The 18,014-nt window shown below is 38.7% G+C and carries 13 protein-coding genes, 6 pseudogenes and 1 other annotated feature; of the genes and pseudogenes, 2 read left to right on the top strand and 17 right to left on the bottom strand.

Translation table 11 applies throughout. From position 1 onward, the window contains the following. Positions 1 to 55: 55 nt before the first annotated feature. The 12 genes and pseudogenes from rplL to LEUFL_RS11750 all read right to left on the bottom strand — a co-directional run bounded on the left by rplL (position 56) and on the right by LEUFL_RS11750 (position 7,390). Positions 56 to 421 (bottom strand): 50S ribosomal protein L7/L12, encoded by a 366-nt coding sequence (gene rplL, locus LEUFL_RS0105805; RefSeq protein ID WP_010008114.1) that lies wholly within the window; start codon positions 419 to 421, stop codon positions 56 to 58. Between the two features lie 46 nt (positions 422 to 467). Next, the gene (gene rplJ / locus LEUFL_RS0105800) at positions 468 to 1,004 is read right to left on the bottom strand and encodes a 50S ribosomal protein L10 (RefSeq protein ID WP_010008112.1); all 537 of its coding nucleotides are present in this window, start codon (positions 1,002 to 1,004) and stop codon (positions 468 to 470) included. A 25-nt stretch (positions 1,005 to 1,029) separates the two neighbouring features. After that, positions 1,030 to 1,141 (bottom strand) — a sequence feature (ribosomal protein L10 leader region). Between the two features lie 35 nt (positions 1,142 to 1,176). Further along, a complete protein-coding gene (gene rplA / locus LEUFL_RS0105795) occupies positions 1,177 to 1,869 on the bottom strand; it encodes a 50S ribosomal protein L1 (protein WP_010008110.1) in 693 nt (230 codons plus the stop codon). Between the two features lie 104 nt (positions 1,870 to 1,973). Continuing rightward, positions 1,974 to 2,438 (bottom strand): 50S ribosomal protein L11, encoded by a 465-nt coding sequence (rplK, locus tag LEUFL_RS0105790; protein ID WP_010008109.1) that lies wholly within the window; start codon positions 2,436 to 2,438, stop codon positions 1,974 to 1,976. A 117-nt stretch (positions 2,439 to 2,555) separates the two neighbouring features. Beyond that, on the bottom strand, positions 2,556 to 3,122 hold the full coding sequence (gene nusG / locus LEUFL_RS0105785; protein WP_010008107.1) for a transcription termination/antitermination protein NusG: 567 nt from the start codon (positions 3,120 to 3,122) through the stop codon (positions 2,556 to 2,558). A gap of 79 nt (positions 3,123 to 3,201) precedes the next feature. Continuing rightward, on the bottom strand, positions 3,202 to 3,378 hold the full coding sequence (gene secE, locus LEUFL_RS0105780; RefSeq protein WP_010008105.1) for a preprotein translocase subunit SecE: 177 nt from the start codon (positions 3,376 to 3,378) through the stop codon (positions 3,202 to 3,204). Positions 3,379 to 3,386: 8 nt separating this feature from the next. Further along, entirely contained in the window at positions 3,387 to 3,536 is a 150-nt protein-coding gene (rpmG, locus tag LEUFL_RS12640) for a 50S ribosomal protein L33 (RefSeq protein WP_081458730.1), read from the bottom strand. Between the two features lie 62 nt (positions 3,537 to 3,598). Continuing rightward, positions 3,599 to 4,177, bottom strand: coding sequence for a sigma-70 RNA polymerase sigma factor region 4 domain-containing protein (locus LEUFL_RS0105775; protein WP_010008101.1), 579 nt, complete (start codon positions 4,175 to 4,177; stop codon positions 3,599 to 3,601). 18 nt (positions 4,178 to 4,195) lie between these two features. Next, a pseudogene (gene rlmB / locus LEUFL_RS11755) lies at positions 4,196 to 4,956 on the bottom strand (23S rRNA (guanosine(2251)-2'-O)-methyltransferase RlmB). Next, a complete protein-coding gene (locus LEUFL_RS0105765; protein ID WP_010008096.1) occupies positions 4,953 to 5,363 on the bottom strand; it encodes a Mini-ribonuclease 3 in 411 nt (136 codons plus the stop codon). Before LEUFL_RS0105765 ends, rlmB begins: the two are co-directional and overlap by 4 nt. A gap of 155 nt (positions 5,364 to 5,518) precedes the next feature. Beyond that, positions 5,519 to 6,487: a LacI family DNA-binding transcriptional regulator gene (locus LEUFL_RS0105760; protein WP_010008094.1), complete on the bottom strand. Its 969-nt coding sequence runs from the start codon at positions 6,485 to 6,487 to the stop codon at positions 5,519 to 5,521. 16 nt (positions 6,488 to 6,503) lie between these two features. Beyond that, positions 6,504 to 7,390: pseudogene (locus LEUFL_RS11750) on the bottom strand (prenyltransferase). A 144-nt stretch (positions 7,391 to 7,534) separates the two neighbouring features. On the opposite strand from LEUFL_RS11750, the gene LEUFL_RS0105750 reads away from it, so the two are divergent. After that, a complete protein-coding gene (locus LEUFL_RS0105750) occupies positions 7,535 to 8,872 on the top strand; it encodes a C1 family peptidase (protein WP_010008093.1) in 1,338 nt (445 codons plus the stop codon). A 31-nt stretch (positions 8,873 to 8,903) separates the two neighbouring features. On the opposite strand, the pseudogene LEUFL_RS11745 reads toward LEUFL_RS0105750, so the two are convergent. After that, positions 8,904 to 9,822: pseudogene (locus LEUFL_RS11745) on the bottom strand (alpha/beta hydrolase). 149 nt (positions 9,823 to 9,971) lie between these two features. On the opposite strand from LEUFL_RS11745, the gene LEUFL_RS0105740 reads away from it, so the two are divergent. Further along, positions 9,972 to 11,816: a M3 family oligoendopeptidase gene (locus LEUFL_RS0105740; protein WP_010008091.1), complete on the top strand. Its 1,845-nt coding sequence runs from the start codon at positions 9,972 to 9,974 to the stop codon at positions 11,814 to 11,816. A gap of 39 nt (positions 11,817 to 11,855) precedes the next feature. Here LEUFL_RS0105740 and LEUFL_RS0105735 read toward each other — a convergent pair whose 3' ends face one another. The 4 genes and pseudogenes from LEUFL_RS0105735 to LEUFL_RS10040 form a co-directional block, all read right to left on the bottom strand. Next, positions 11,856 to 12,320 carry an 8-oxo-dGTP diphosphatase gene (locus LEUFL_RS0105735; protein WP_010008090.1) on the bottom strand — a complete coding sequence of 155 codons (465 nt, stop codon included), beginning with the start codon at positions 12,318 to 12,320 and terminating at the stop codon, positions 11,856 to 11,858. 41 nt (positions 12,321 to 12,361) lie between these two features. Beyond that, positions 12,362 to 15,048, bottom strand: a pseudogene (locus tag LEUFL_RS11740) (valine--tRNA ligase). Between the two features lie 266 nt (positions 15,049 to 15,314). Continuing rightward, a pseudogene (gene kimA, locus LEUFL_RS11735) lies at positions 15,315 to 17,158 on the bottom strand (potassium transporter KimA). Between the two features lie 126 nt (positions 17,159 to 17,284). Further along, positions 17,285 to 18,006: pseudogene (locus LEUFL_RS10040) on the bottom strand (gamma-glutamyl-gamma-aminobutyrate hydrolase family protein). Positions 18,007 to 18,014 lie beyond the last annotated feature (8 nt).

The raw sequence follows: 18,014 nt of genomic DNA, 5'->3' as shown, positions 1-18,014 counted from the left end.
ATATATATTATTTTTATTATACGGATAAACTCCGATATTATATTATAGATGTCAATTACTTAACAGTAACTGAAGCACCAGTTTCTTCAAGCTTAGCCTTTAATTCGTTAGCTTCGTCTTCAGAAATGCCTTCCTTGATGTTTGAAGGTGCATTGTCAACTAAGTCCTTAGCTTCCTTCAAGCCCAAGCCAGTTACTTCACGAACTGCCTTGATAACCTTAACCTTAGCAGTACCTGCTGATGTCAATTCAACATCAAATTCTGTCTTTGCGGCAGCACCTGCACCGTCAGCACCTGCAGCGGCTACAGGAGCAGCAGCTGAAACACCAAATTCTTCTTCGATAGCTGAAACCAAGTCAGCCAAGTCTAAGATCGTTGCATCCTTCAATGATGCGATGATCGCGTCTTTATCAAAAGCCATGATCTATATCCTCCAAATAAATGTTTTATTAGTAATTTTGTTTAAATTATTCAGCATCTGCAGCTGCTTCTTCAGCAGGTGCATCGCTTTCTGATTCCAACTTCTCTTGCAATGCCTTAACAGCATATGCAAATGAACGGATTGGGAATTGGAATTCGGCCAACAATTGACCAAACAAACCTTCGCGTGATGGTAATGAAGCATACTTATTGATTTCATCAATATCAGATACATTACCGTCAACAACACCACCCTTGATTTCCAAAGCTTCATTTGCATCAGCAAACTTCTTCAAAATACGAGCGGGTGCAACAGCATCTTCTGATGAGAAGGCAACAGCTGATGGTCCAACGAAAATATCATTCATTTCACCATAGCCAGCCTTATCAGCAGCACGTGTCAAAACCTTGTTCTTGATAACCTCAAGAACAATACCTTCTTCACGCAATTGATGACGTAAATCAGTTGACTGTGCAACAGTCAAGCCACGTGTATCAACAACAACTGCAGAAGCAGAATTCTTGAATTGTTCAGCAACTGCCTCAACTTTTTCAGCTTTAATCGCAATAGCTTTTTCACTCATGTCTTTACTCCTTCCTTAAAAATTATTTTGCAAAAGAAATCCGTGCGCCAGAAGACAACACGGAAAAGTTTTAAACTTCCTCGGCAGGGTATTAAGGCAAATGCCACCTGAGTCTTAGGCAAAATAGATTCAATTACTTGTTAAGTATATCAGATACAACTAACGCTGTCAATTACAAACCAGCAACATCCAAAGTTACAGATGGACTGAATGTTGATGCAATTGAAACGTGTTGTACATAAGTACCCTTAACAGCAGCTGGACGTGACTTAATTACAGTAGATGCAATTGTCTTAATGTTTTCAGCTAACTTATCAGCATCAAATGATACACGACCAACAGGTACAGCAACGTTACCGTCACGGTCTGTACGGTATGTTACTTGTCCGCCCTTAGCATCTGAAACAGCTTTGGCAACGTCCATTGTCACAGTACCAGTCTTAGGGTTAGGCATCAATCCCTTAGGACCCAATGCACGACCTACACGACCTACTTGTGCCATCATATCAGGTGTAGCAATGGCAACGTCAAAGTCTAACCAGCCACCTTGGATACGTTGTACCAAATCAGCAGCACCAACAACATCAGCGCCAGCTGCTTCAGCTTCTTTAGCCTTATCGCCTTGTGCAAAGACAACAACCTTCTTGTCCTTACCAGTACCATTTGGCAACACAACAGCACCACGCAATTGTTGGTCTGCTTGACGTGTGTCAACGTTTAATTTGAATGAAACTTCAACTGAAGCATCAAAATTTGTATAATCGATTTCTTTTAATAAAGCTACTGCTTCATCAAGAGCATATGCCTTTTCAGCATCTACTTTCTCGAGGGCAGCAATGTACTTCTTACCATGCTTCTTTGCCATTATTTTTCTCCTTGCAAATGCGGTCAAGCAATCAGAAAACTGATAATTTAGTCTCTAATCTCCCGCTTGATCTTGTCAACTTTCGTTAACGATCCGACAAACGCTTATTCAGCATCTTCCTTGATTGCTGTACCTTCAACAGTCAAGTCAACACCATCAACAGTAATTCCCATTGAACGCGCTGTACCTTCAATCATACGCATAGCATTTGTAATGTCATTGGCGTTTAGATCTTGCATCTTATTTTCGGCGATTGCTTTGATCTGATCAAGAGTTACGTTACCAGCCTTCTTGATGTTAGGCTCACCAGAACCCTTACCAACCAACTTACGTAATTGGTCAGCTGCAGGTGGTGTCTTAGTAACGAATTCGAATGAACGATCGTCAAAGACAGAGATTTCAACAGGAATGATTGATCCTGCTTGATCTTGTGTGCGCGCATTAAATTCCTTAGTAAATTGCGCAATGTTAATGCCAGCTTGTCCTAAAGCAGGTCCCACCGGTGGAGCTGGTGTTGCTTTAGCAGCAGCAATTTGTAGTTTAACAACGTTTACGACGTTTTTTGCCACGATATTTTCCTCCTCGTGTTGTGGTAGACGCAGCTTGTCTGCTGCTCCCACGCATGCTCTACGCATACCAGTTAATGTTATCAAATATCACAACATATTACAACATCAAAATGCTTTTTATAGTGTATCAATATCAGTAAATGATAATTCAGTTGGTGTTTCGCGTCCAAACACTTCCACAGTGGCTTCTATTGCTTGCTTCTCTGGATCAATACTTGTCACAATACCTTCCATACCAGAAAATGGTCCTGCAATAATCTTAACGGCATCACCAATTTCAACATCCAAGTCAACTGTTTCTCGCGTAACCATGCCCATTCGACGTAACAATAATTCAACTTCTTCAGGTAGTAAACTATTAGGTTTTGATCCAGCACCGTGAGAGCCCAAAAATCCGGTTACGCCAGGCGTGTTACGAACCACATACCATGCTTCGTCTGTCATATTACCTTCTTGTGGTGTTGCCATTTCTACCAACACATATCCTGGGAAATCATTTTCAATCGTTTGTTTAGCTTCGCCGTCTTTGATTGTTGTGACTTCTTGTTCAGGTACTAAAATACGGAAAATTTGTTCTGACATTCCCATTGTTTGTGTACGTGATTCCAAGTTTGCCTTCACCTTATGTTCGTACCCAGAATAAGTATGAACAACAAACCAGCTTTTCTCGATTTCTTCAGACATGATATAACCTCTTTTTTCAAAATAAAAAGAACTCCGATATTGAAGTCCCCTGCTAACAATTATTGTAACGCATTTTAAATTAATGTGCTAGTAGCCAACCAAAGCCATTTTGTAGCAGCCAATCCGCGCCGCCCAAAAAGGCAGCAAATATAATAGATACTGCAATCACTGTAACTGTCTCACGAGAAGCTTGCTCCTGTGTTGGCCATGTTACTCTCTTCATTTCTTTGGCGACATTCTTAAAATACGTAATCATAATTTACCCTACTTAGTTTGTTGATGCAAAGTATGTTGTCCACAATGTGAACAATATTTTTTCACTGCTAAACGTACTGTACGATCTTTTGATAGCATTACTGTATAGTTACGCGATCCACAAATTGTACACGCTAAGGAAACTTTCTGGCTAGCCATTAGTAACCTCCTCAAATTTTCTTGTATAACTATATCATTTTGCTATATAAAATTCAAATACTTTAATCCTCAGCAACTTCATTAACCAGTTGTTTCAATTGCTTTTTTAATCGATATTGAAATTGTTCTACTTGCCGTTTTGCTTTTAAATTGTCATGTTCAACCCAATCTTGAACACCAAGTAATCGTTGAACTGTTTCACGAAATCGTTGGCTGTTACTGAATTGTAAACGATCTAAACTATCTCTTAGTAGCAATAATTTTTCTGGATTAAATGTATTTGTACTAATCTCCACCAAATGAACATCTTCTTGATTTTGAGTATCCGGCGCTAAAGCAGCGTTCAGAAATACTTGTTTTTTAGTATGCTGTTGTCGAATAATGTCAGTTGCCCGATTGTGTAACGATTGAATAAAATAAGTTGAAAAGCGTGCGGTTGGCGCTATGATATTATAACGTCGCACACAACGCATCAATAACTCTAACCCTTCTGAATACCAATCGTCTTCACGAATGTGGCTAAATACTTTACGTCGATGAATATCGTATATTGCCGGACGCAAGTGATTTATCAACACCGTATAAGCAACGTCATGCCCCCTTTTTGCAGCACGAACAGCCGGTAATAATCTATCCCCCAATAGACTCCCTCCAAGTCATTAATTTTTATGACGACTATTGAAACCTTGATAAATTAATAAACTAGCAGCTACACTGGCATTTAAACTTTGAACATGTCCAATCATCGGAATAGTTAACATACCGTCCATTTTTTCTTAAGTAAAGGTGAGATGCCTTTTCCCTCATTACCAATCACAAGCGCCGTTGGCCCAGTAGCATCCAAATGACGATAATCTTCACCTGCCATATCTGTTCCAAATATCCAGAGCCCCCGCTCTTTCAAAGTTGTAACAGTATTAGCTAAATTCGTCACACGCACTACAGGTACATGCTCAATGGCTCCCGTTGAAATTTTTGCGACGGTTGCCGTTAGCTGAACCGCTCTTCTTTTAGGAATAATAACACCATGAACCCCAGCTGCATCAGCCGTTCTTAAAATAGAACCCAAATTATGTGGATCCTCAATACCATCTAGGATAATGAAAAATGGCGTCTCGCTCTTTTCTTGTGCACGATCAAACAAATCATCCAACGTTGCATATTGAAATGCCGCAACACTCAAGGCAACGCCTTGGTGCGTACCGCCTTCTGAAATTTCATCTAACTTTGATTTGGGTACAGATTGCACAACCAGCTGTTTCTTTTTAGCTAATTGTAATATTTCATTGATATGCTTACCTTTTAGGCCAGATTGGAGCAAAACTTTGTTGATTGTTTGACCTGCTTTAAGTGCTTCAACGCTGGCATGATGTCCATAAATGAAGTCAGTGTTGGCTGGTGCTTTACTTTGTTGGTTCATATGTGGTTAACCCTTTCTGATGATACTTGCTTAAAAATCCATGTCATTAATTCTGTTATACGATCTTGCTGTTTTGAAAGATATAAATAGCCAAAAAGCGCTTCTATTCCCGTTGATATACGATAAGTCACCACATCAGTATTTTTAGCCTTTGTATGTGACTTAGCATTTCGGCCCCTCTTAAAATAGTTCAGTTCATCATCAGTCAGTACATGATCCTCTGTCATACATTTAAAAATTTTGGCATGTGCTTTGGCCGAAACAAATTGTTTACTATGTCGTTGTAAATCATTGACCTTAGTCAAACCAGTCGATAACAAATATTGCCGCACTTGAATTTCATAAATTGCATCACCGATATAAGCTAACGCAAGTCCGTTGAGTTGTTCATAATTTAAATTTTGCATAGTTATATTATACGCATTTTCAAAATATGCGTTGAAGTTTCATACTCCCCTTGAATGTTCTGCAGAACACCTTCTCATCATACACATTCTCTATGGATAACTTGAATTATTCGGCATAAATGGTTGTTTTTTAACATGATTAACTAAAATTACTATTAATTTGTTGATGCGCGCACTGTTAACTGCCCGTTAATAAGAATTCTTTTCTTTTGTGGCTCAGGCTGATGCCGCACTTCATCAAATAAATGATAGAGCGCTCTTCCTGTTTCAAAAAAATCATATTCAAAGCTTGTCAAATTGGGTGTGACAATGCGACTCATGTCTGATTGTCCAAAGCCAATAATTTTCGGTGATTGATGCAACGTCAAACTTGCTTGCAATGCTCCGACTGCCATTCGATCTGTTGCTGCAACGACAACATCATACTGCTGTTGCTGCATTGCCGTTAACGCATCGTCTTTGGCAACCTGCAAATTGAAATCACTCATCACTATATCATATACAATCTGCTGATCATGCAACGCTTGTTGAATAGGATTAAATCGATCATGCCCAATCGCCTGATCCTTCTTAGCGTCAATACCCAATAGCAAAACACGTTGTGGTGCCAAAGTTAATAGATACGCCGCAACATTGCGACCAGCTGCTACATCATTCATCACAACACGGTGAAAGCCACTGTCATCTTGACCTTGAATGACGATTGGAATATCAAACTGTTCCAGTAATTGCCTAATATTAGCGCTAATATTGGCTGTCAATAAAATTAACCCGCCAATATTTTGAGAAGATAACCTTTCAATCGCAGCTAATTCACGTGCTTCATCTTGATAACTATTAACAATTAAGAATATATCATCTTGATTCGCATTATCTAATCCACGCAACATTTCTGTTTGAGCCGATGAGTCTAATCGTGGCACGATAACCCCTACAGTGTGGTTAATTTGCTGCTTTAAACTTTGCGCAAAAGCATTGGGTTGATAATTATGTGCAACAACTACATCATCAATTTTCTCACGTGTTTTAGGACTAATAGACCCGCCATTCAAATAACGAGAAACCGTACTTTTTGAGACATTGGCGATACGTGCGATATCGTTAATCGTAATTTTCTTTTCCATATTTTTACCGCATCCATTACATCATAATGGCAACAACCAACGTTATTGTCATCCCCAACATTAATACCACTAGATTTTTAATAGATAATACAAACGTTTCTTCTTTTATTGGTCTTTTCGTAAAAGTACGCGCATTTTGAATAAGGATTGGTGCTAATAATAAAGTGACTAGCATTGGTAGTGGTGCATATTTAAGTATAATTGCCACTATTATTTCAATTAAAGCTAGTACAACTAGTCCTTGATACAACACTTTAGACCGAGAAAGGCCTAAATAGTGTACTAATGTATGTCGATGATTCTCTTCATCTTCCTGATGATCTGCAATATTGTTAGCAAACATAATATTGGCAATCAAAATAACCAATGGTAAGCTTACAATCAACCACTGCCACAATATTGCCAAACTCAACTGTATTTGCGTATTCACATATAGTTGCGCAACAAAATAAAGTATCCCATTGTGATACCTGACACCAACTCTCCAAACGGTGTGTTAGTAATCGGCTTAGGTCCAGCTGAATACAGGTAGCCAATAAAAAAGCTAATGATACCAATAATCCAAGTGACATAATCTGTAAGCAGCGCCACTGATATACCTGCAATCGCCGCAATTACGGCTAAGCTAACTGCCACGTGCAATACCTGTTTATCTGTGATAGTTGCTTCTGATACTGTTTCACGTAAATAGCTGTTATTTTGCTGACGTTTATTATCTTCATAACGATTAAAAGTATTCACTGCTAAATGGACACATACCGTAGCAATTATGAGTAGTATGGCATTTAACCAATTAATTCTAGCATACTGCCACTGGCTGTATGCTAATCCTACCATTAACGGTGCGACACTTGGAATGACTACACGCACTTCAACTAAATCCAAAAACTGTTTCGGCGTCATTTTTTTAAACCTCGACTTCAAACATTCTCAATATATAAAGTAGTGTAACAGAAAAAAAGCGACTTTTGAGGTCTTGCACCTACATTTTAAAAGTGTAAGATGATTAACAAATACATTATCCACTAAAATAAGGAGCTTTTTTATATGCCATTCGCTATTTCATTACATCAAATTGAACAATTTAGAAAAAATACGCAAACAATTGAACATGCCGTTCGTCAACGTGCTATCACCAAAAACGGCATTGCAGCGACAAGTTTTAATCAAAAAACTATCAATCAGAATCCCGATGTTTTTTCAGTTGACCTTGATACTGGTAAAGTAGCCAATCAAAAGCAATCCGGTCGTTGCTGGATGTTTGCTGCGCTTAATACAATGCGACATGATATTAAAGACACTTTCCATTTATCTGAGGATTTCCAACTTTCCCAAAGTTATACGTATTTTTGGGATAAATTTGAAAAAGCAAACTACTTTTACGAGAATGTATTAGCCACAGCTACTGAAGCACTTAATTCAAGAAAAGTGAGTTTTTTGATGACGACGCCACAGCAAGATGGCGGTCAATGGGATATGATGGTGGCCATTATTCAAAAATATGGTGTTGTCCCTCAATCTGTTTATCCTGAAAGTTATGAATCATCATCTTCTCGCACCTTCAATACAACATTTAATACCAAGTTAAGACACGATGCCGTTATCCTACGTAATTTGATAGCTCAAGAAGCCAGTACAGATGAGATAACACAAATACGGCAAACCATGCTGTCCGAAGTTTATAACATGCTTAGTTTAACTTTTGGTGAGCCCCCTGTTGCCTTTGATTTTACTTATCGTGACCAAAATAAAAACTATCATGTTGAACATAATCTAACGCCAAAAGCCTACTATGAGCAATTTATCGGCTGGCAATTAGATGACTATATTTCAATTATCAATGCACCAACTGCAGACAAGCCGTTTAATGCAACTTATACTGTTGATATGCTGGGCAACGTTGTTGGTGGTCGCGAAGTCAAGCACTTAAACGTAGATATCGATTTGATGAAATCATTAGCCATTAAACAACTACAGGCTCATCAAAGCGTGTGGTTTGGCGTTGATATGGGGCCACAAGTGGATCGTGGAAGCGGTGTAATGGCCAATAATATGTTTGCAACAGACGATCTCTTACAAGTCAACACGATGATGACAAAAGCCCAACGTTTGGACTATGGTGAGAGCCTCATGACACATGCTATGGTTCTGACAGGCGTCGATTTAGATGATAGCGGTAAGCCATTGCGTTGGAAGGTCGAGAATTCTTGGGGTGAAAAGGTTGGCCAAAAGGGTTACTTTATTATGTCCGATGATTGGATGAGCGAGTATGCTTATCAGGTGGTTGTCAATAAGTCCTTCCTATCAGATAAGCTTAGAAATATTTATGATACAGCCGAACCAACACAACTTGCCCCATGGGATCCGATGGGTGCATTAGCTTAAATAAAAACGTCTACTGATTAGTAGACGTTTTTTATTTATCATATTGCTTTAAAAATTGACTAATTTTTTCACGATAGGTAACTGGATAATCATGAAAGCTTTGGACATGCTTGGCACCTTTGGTTACCCACAGTGATTTTGGTCCATTATCTGCTTGATATAGACGATAAACCATTTTGGTTGGGACAAAATCATCCTTGTCGCCATGAATGAATAAAACAGGTCGTGTATTCTTACGGACCTGATTGATTGGACTCGCCTCCGCATAGCTATATCGCGCGCTAACTTTTGATATGCCTGATACAACATTTACAAGTGGAAACCATGGTAAATGATACATATTATTGGCTTCGTATTTCACCTCATCCCACACACTCGTGTAGGACGAATCAGCAATGACTGCCTTAACTTGTGCTGGTAAATCACGCTCACCAGAAGTTGATAAAACAGTTGCTGCGCCCATACTCATGCCATACAATACGATATCGCTTTGTTGACCATTCTTTTGTAAAATCTGATTAATCCAACCAATATAATCACGCCGATCCAACCAACCATAACCGATTAACTTACCTTGGGAATCTCCATGTGCACGATTATCTGGAATTAATACATTATACCCTAATTCATGAAATAGTTGACCATAAATAGCCATTGTCGTTTTATTATTATGCCAACCGTGCGCCAAAATAGCGGTTTTGTTAGTTGCTTTATCCGCCGGAACATACCAAGCATCTAATTTCAAATGATCTTTTGTTGTTTGATGTAGCATTTGCTTTTTTGCTTTAAGAAACTATTTTCGTAGTGATACAGTGCATCTTGCTTTGATCTTAGTACATCTGGTTGGTTCGAGCGTACATCGCGTACTTGTGCCACTTTAAAAAATAACTACCAGCCGCAAATAATACAATACTGGTTATAATGAGACCAATGCCAATCCATCGGTATATTTTTTGATTAATCTCTTTTTTTCATAACTTTGGTATTGTACCTAAAAATAATATATCTGACAAATGATTTATGATTAGTGCTTATTTCATAAAAACGGTATAATGACGGTATAGTTAATCAGCACGCACAATTTGAAGAGAGGTATCACATGGTCTATTCACAAAATTGGGATTTAGATAGTATTTTCCCCGGCGGTATTCAATCACCACAACTTGCTGATAAGTACACCACTATTCAAGAGCAAATTAAAGATTTTGCTCAAAAAGTGACGACTTATAACCTATCCGAAGATCAACAATTCAATCAATTAGCCGACTTAGCTGATTTAGCGCAAAGTATTGGTGCTGGTTTGGGTACGGTAAATATTTTTGTCAATGGTCTATTATCGACTGATTATGGTAATAGTATTTATACACCCCATCTCACAAAGATTGGTCAACTTTGGGTAGATTTCACCAACCCACTGAATCAATTTCAAAAAGTCTTACGCCAATTCGATGATGATACTTTTGCTAAAATACAAAAACACGAGCGTTTAGCGCCAATTGCCTTTTATTTAAATGAACTGCGTGATGAAGCGCAACGTTTGTTGGATGATCAAACAGAATCTCTTATTAATAAGTTTGCTTTAGACGGTCAAAATGCATGGTCTCAGCACTATGATACAATTAGCGCTTCATTAAAAATGACATATACAGATGCCAATCAACAAAAGCATGAAATTTCATCTGGCCAGGCTTTGAACATGTTAGACGGCGAACCCAACAATAATGTTCGTGCTGATATCATGAAAAATTACGAAGCAATGTGGGGGCAGTCTGAAAATCTAACCGCAGATACCTTAAATCATTTGGCTGGATTTAGAATAACCAACCAACGCGCACACCATTATCAAGATCATTTAGAGCAACCACTTAAAATGAATCGCATGAAAAAAGAAACACTAGATGCGATGTGGTCTGTTGTTGACCGTAACAAGGACATGTTCAAGCCTTATTTTGATCGCAAAAAGTCATTATTAGGTTTGCAAGAATTTGGTTGGCAGGATCAAGTTGCACCCATTACCCATATTGGCGACTATCACCCTAAAAATATTTCATACGATGATGCTGCCAAATTTATCATTGAAAACTTTGCCAAGTTTTCACCTAAAATGGCTGATTTTGCCAAGATGGCTTTTGAAAACCCATGGATTGAAAGTGAGAATCGGCCAAATAAACAACCTGGCGGTTATATGGAGTCTGTTCCAGATCTACACGAATCACGTATTTTCTTAACCTATACTGGTTCAGTGAATGATGCAGCAACCATTGCTCACGAATTGGGTCATGCTTTCCATTCTTACCAACTCACAGATTTACCATTTTGGCGTGATGCTTATGCGATGAATGTAGCAGAAACAGCTTCTACATTTGCCGAATTAATCGTAGCCGATGCTAATGTTCAGGCAGCCAAAACCGATGCCGAGAAAATTGTATTATTAGATGCCAAAATGACAAATCCAATTGCCATGTTCTTAAATATTCGGGCACGCTTCTTATTTGAAGATGCATTCTATCAAGAGCGCCAAAAAGGTATTGTGCTACCAGAAAGATTAAATACATTAATGGACCAAGCACAAAAAGAAGCCTTCGCAGATACTTTAGATACTCGCCATCCACATTTTTGGAGTTCTAAGTTACATTTCTTTATTGATTCAGTACCATTCTATAATTTCCCATATACTTTTGGTTACCTATTCAGCGCTGGTATCTATGCCCAAGCAAAGGCACAGGGCAGTGATTTCGAAGAGCAATATATCGCCTTACTTCGTGATACAGCTAATATGACTTCTGAAGAATTAGCCATGAAACATCTTAATGTAGATTTGACACAGCCAGAATTTTGGCAATCAGGTGCCGACCTCGTTAAAAAAGATATCGATGAATTCCTAAAACTCTCCGAACCATTTGTAAAACAAACAAATGCTGGTATGAAAATTTGGGAATGGTAATAACAAAAAAGCAGTATCCCATCTGGGATACTGCTTTTTTTATTGCCATTCAAACCGCCATTGTTCAGCCTTCTTTTCCAACAAAGCTAACTCATTGACTTGTTCCTCATCAAAAACTTTTAGCATTTCAAGAAATGTATGAGGTGTTGGATACGTCACTAAATTTTGTCGCGTTGTCCAAAATATTTCGCCCTCACGGCCGGAACAAATTTCACCACTAAACTTCGTGGCTTTATACAAAAATACAATATAACGTTCACCTGTTACACCTAGTGGCCATTCCTTAATACCAACCAATTTGGGCTGAACAATCGTAAGGCCAGTTTCTTCCTTTGCCTCGCGAATCGCACTCTCGGTAACTGTTTCACCAATCTCAATATGTCCACCAGGAAAAGTGACACCAGGCCATTTTGGATTCAATCGATTTTCCACAAGAATTTCTTGCGTTGCTGGATTTTCAATCATAATCATATTGGTTAATTCAATTGATGTTAAACGTGCCATAAATTCCTCATATGTACGTCGCCCAAAGGCGACTCTAAAAATTATTGATTTGCTTTCAAAGTTGCAAGACGCTCATGCGTTGCTGCTAACTTAGTTTGCCAATCGGCTAATTTCGCTTGTTCAGCTTGGACAACAGCTTCTGGTGCACCTTGGACAAATTTTTCATTGCCTAACTTACCTTGTGCACGTTTCACCTCGCCCGCAAATTTCTTAGCTTCACCGGCCAAGCGATTGATCTCTTCATTAATATCAATCAGTTCAGCTAATGGTACATAAATTTCAGCACCACTAATCACTTGTGACATTGCTAATGCTGGTGCTTCAATATCAGCAGAAATCGTCAATGACTTAGGATGTGCAAAACGATTAATGTAGTCTGCATTAGACTCAAAGATTGCCTTAATTGCTGCATCGTCTGTTTTGATTAACAAATCAATTTCCGTTGACATCGGTGCATTTGCTTCCGAACGAATATTACGTACAGCGATAATCAAATCTTGCAATGTCTTGAATGCAGCTTCACTTTGAGCATCATTCAACTGATCATGACTTACTGGATAAGCTGCAACGACAATACTTTCATTTTTACCCTGTTGTGCTGGCATCTCTTGCCAAATGGCTTCTGTCACAAACGGCATAATGGGTTGAAGCAATTTCAAAGTTTGATCCAAAACATAAGCTAACGTCTGTTGTACAGGTTGCTTATCACCATCACCATTCAATGTTTCTTTAGTCATTTCGATGTACCAATCAGCGAAATCACTCCAAATGAAATTATATAGTTCGCGACCGGCTTCACCAAATTCAAACTTGTCAAAATTACGCGTAACATTTGCAATTGTTGTGTTCAAACGTGATAATATCCACTTATCTGCAAGGGTTAATTTATCAAAATCAGGCAACTTTGTCGGTGTGTCCTCTGCCAAATTCATAATAACATAACGACTAGCATTCCAGATTTTATTGATGAAGTTCCAAGATGCGTCCATCTTTTCATAAGTGAAACGTGTATCTTGGCCTGGCGTAGACCCTGTGGCCAAGAACCAGCGTAATGCGTCAGCACCATACTTTTCAATCACATCCATTGGATCAACACCATTACCCAATGACTTAGACATCTTACGACCTTCACCATCACGAATCAAACCATGAATTAATACGTTTTTAAATGGTCGTTCACCTGTGAACTCTTTTCCTTGGAACATCATGCGTGCGACCCAGAAGAAGATAATATCATAGCCTGTCACCAATGTGTTCGTTGGATAGTAACGTGCAAAATCACCATCTGTTTTTTCAGGCCAACCCATTGTAGAAAAAGGCCACAGTGCTGAACTAAACCAGGTATCTAGCACATCCTCATCACGTTCCCAGCCCTCGCCTTCAGGTGCTTCTTGACCAACATAAATTTCTTCTTGATCGGTATTCTTATTTTTATACCAAGCTGGAATTTGATGTCCCCACCATAATTGACGAGAAATAACCCAGTCTCGAATGTTTTCCATCCAATGTGTAAAGGTATCTTCAAAACGTTCAGGTACAAAATTAACCTTTTCATCAGGCTTTTGTTGCATAGCTAAAATTTGTTCAGCTAAAGGTGCCATTTTTACAAACCACTGCGTTGATAGGCGTGATTCAACTGGCACTCCTGTCCGTTCAGAATGTCCAACAGAATGGACAATCGGTTCAATGCGTAACATATAGTCGCCAGCTTCTAAGTCAGATACCATCGCTTTTCGCGCTTCAAAGCGATCCATACCATTATACTTACCAGCATACTCGTTAAGAGAACCATCATCATTCATCGTATTAATACGTTCTAAATTATGACGATTACCAACCATAAAGTCATTTGGATCATGTGCTGGTGTAATCTTAACCATTCCAGAACCAAATTCTTTATCAACATATTCATCCGCAATAATTTCGACTTCACGATTAACTAAAGGTACAATCACCTTTTTGCCAACTAGATCTTTATATCGTTCATCAGTTGGATTAACTGCCACCGCAATATCCCCCATCATTGTTTCGGGACGAGTTGTTGCAATTTCGATATAGTTTTGACCATTATACGTGTCATTTGGATTGACAAATGGATACTTCACATGATAAAAAGCACCCTCATCATCATGATAAATGACTTCGATATCTGACAAAGCAGTTCTTGCTTGTGGATCCCAGTTAATAATGTATTCACCACGATAGATTAGGCCCTTTTTATAAAGATCAACAAAGACTTTATTCACCGCTTTATTTAAACCATCATCCAAAGTAAAACGTTCTCTCTCAAAATCTAATGAAAGACCCATCTTACCCCATTGTTGCTTGATAACCGCAGCATATTCATCTTTCCACTGCCAAACTTGTTCAACAAACTTTTCACGACCTAAATCATAACGCGTTACACCATCTTGACGTAAGCGTTGTTCAACTTTAGCTTGAGTTGCAATACCGGCATGATCCATACCAGGTACCCACAGGGTATCAAAACCTTGCATCCGTTTTTGACGAATAATCATATCTTGTAACGTCGTATCCCAAGCATGACCTAAGTGGAGCTTTCCGGTCACGTTTGGTGGTGGAATCACAATCGAATATGGTTCTGGTTCACCATCGCGAATAGCCAAATTCGCCTCAGGCTTAAACAATTCCTTTTTTGCCACTCGTCATACCGACCGGATTCAACTGCAGTGGGATTATATTTTGTCGACATATCAATGTCACGCATTAGCATTACTCCTTTAATCATAAAAAAACGCCCTAATTAATTTATTAGGACGCTTGCACGTGGTACCACCTAAATTACAATCAGCTTTTACGACTAATTGTCACTTAACTTATTATTTTTAATTAAAATGCTTAGCAACCTTGGGCATTAACACGACTGATTTCCATCAACCATCAGCTTTCTATACGTGCGCTTGCTTAATCCTCTAAGATACGTTTAATAGTAGCTGAAAAATATTAACACGTCAAGTTTTTATCTCATGCATATTACTCAGTTAAATGATAATAATACGTTGCCACAGAAATATCTTCTCGAGCGGCAAATGCAGCACGTAATCTCAGTGAATTTTGGTTATGCAAAATATTTTGCCAAGGCTTTTTGGGTACAAATTGTGGTACCAAAACAGTCACAGAATGGTTACGCTTATTAGCTTGTTTAACGATCGCATCGACAAATCCCATCGATGGTTTAATAATTGAGCGATACGATGAGTGGATATCAATAAAACGGACTTCAGGAAAATCTTGTTTAAACTGAGTTGCCGTCTTAATTTCTTTTTTAGGATTAACATCGAAACTAACATGCATAGCAACAACATAATCACCAATTGATTGTGCATAATCAATTGCACCAGTTGTCACTTTGGTGATGTTGGATACCAAAACAATGACTGTAGCACCATCGTAATGATGCCGTACCGCTTTATCGCTATTAATATATTGAATCCGTAGTTGACGCGCAATACTTGTATAATGTCCCTTAATTTTTAAGAGCATCCCCAACAACAGCGGCATAATAATTAAATATGGCCAAACGTGATTAAGTCGCAAGCTAAACATGGTAATCACTAAGACCGCTGAAATAGCGGCACCAACAAAATTAATAATCGCTTTAAAAATCCAATTTTTAGGTTTTGTGCGATACCAATGCACAATCATTCCAGATTGACTAAGTGTAAAGGGAACAAAAACACCCACTGCATATAATGGAATTAAAGCATCAGTCGAACCATGGAAAATAACTAATAGTACGACTGCACCTAAAGCTAATGACACAATACCATTAGAATATCCCAAACGATCACCACGATCCATATAAAGATGTGGCATATATTTATCTTTAGCAAGATTTAAAGCAAGCATCGGAAACGCTGAAAATCCAGTATTAGCTGCAACAGCCAAAATCAAGGCTGTTGCCATTTGAATCACATAAAATCCAATATTGTAACCATGAAAAGTCATCGCAGCAATTTGGGAAAGCACTGTCGACTGCTTATTAGGCACAATGCCATACCAATAACTCAAAAAGGTAATACCAGCAAAGAAATAGCCAAGATAAAGGCCATCATTGCTAGTGTACTTGCAGCATGGCGTTCTTTAGGCACTTTGAAGTTGGGTACCGCATTAGAGATGGCTTCTACCCCAGTTAATGATGATGATCCACTCGAAAAGGCGCGCATAAACAGTATTAATGACAAACCGCTAAAACTTGTTCCCACTTTAGCAACAGCATGATACGGAATTTGTCCAGTGATTGCTTGAAAAATACCGTAAACAATCATGGCTGTTAATACTACTACGAAAAAATACACTGGAAACATTAAGAAATTAGCACTTTCGCGTAATCCTCTTAAATTCATGCCAGTTAATACCACCACAATTAAAATCGACAACGCTACAGTAAACGGCAGTAATGCGGGTACTGCTGCAATGATTGCATCAGCCGCTGCAGAAGCAGATACGGCAACAGTCAGCATATAATCGACCAATAGTGAACCACCAGCAATTAAGCCGGCCTTAGGCCCCCAATTTTCACTGGCAACAGCGTAAGCGCCACCGCCAGAAGGATAGGCATGGATAATTTGACGATAGCTCAGCACAATAGCACCTAATAATACAAGGACTAATAGGGCAATCGGAATTTGTAGCCATAGCGCTACTGCACCAGCTGCTAATAATGCCATGGTAATCGATTCAGTACCATAAGCAACAGATGACAATGCGTCTGATGACAATAGTGCTAATGCCTTTGTTTTGGATAAAGACTGACCACCTTCATCAAGTGTCTTTAGAGGCTTACCAATTAAAAACCGCTTAAAATTACGAAACATATTTCTTCTCTAGAAATGTTTTATGATACTAAAACATGCTTTCTTTTAATTTATTACCTCACACATTCTACACCGTTTAATTTCACAAAAAAAGCCGTTAATGTAACGACTTCATAACAACTATTATCATTTAGCAACTTTTTGTGCAAATAAATCAAAGAACAATTGATACGGTGCGCCATTAGCAAGTAACATTTCTGGATGCCACTGGACCGCATAAATATGCCGAGCATCATCTGAATAGGCTTCAATGACACCATCGGTACTTATCGCATCCAGCGTTAGTCCAGGTGCTAATGTTTTAACAGCTTGATGATGAAAACTATTCACTAATGTATTGCGTTTCGCAAAATCATTTAACCAATTATCACGCTGCCATTCTAGGCGATGTGTCGGTATCTCCCACTTCGTTGGATATTGATTATGCTTGATTGCTAACGTTTTATATTGCGTCTCAAGATCTTGATATAAAGTACCACCCAATGCCACATTAATCAGCTGTTCACCACGGCAAATGCCCAGTATGGGTTTGTTTTGCGCTAAAGCAGCCTTAACCAACGCAATTTCAAACTGATCACGATATTGATCTGTTTCTCCGATACCTGGTACCGGCTCTTCGTTAAAAAATTTTGGCGAGATATCTTGGCCGCCGGCTAATAATAAGCCATCAACTTGTGCCATATACGCTACGGCTAATTCAGGGGCACCCATCGGTATCACCATTGGCAGTAATCCTGAATTAGTTATACCCTCAATATAGTTTTTTGAATATAATCCACATAATTTGTACCAAATCGTGAATTAGCATGATTAAGGTGATTGCTTGCGACACCAATAATTTTAGTCATGTATTTCT

Origin of the sequence: Leuconostoc fallax KCTC 3537, assembly GCF_000165675.1 — a bacterium.
In the GTDB taxonomy this organism is placed as follows: domain Bacteria; phylum Bacillota; class Bacilli; order Lactobacillales; family Lactobacillaceae; genus Leuconostoc_B; species Leuconostoc_B fallax.
This window is presented reverse-complemented; position numbering and strand designations above follow the sequence as displayed.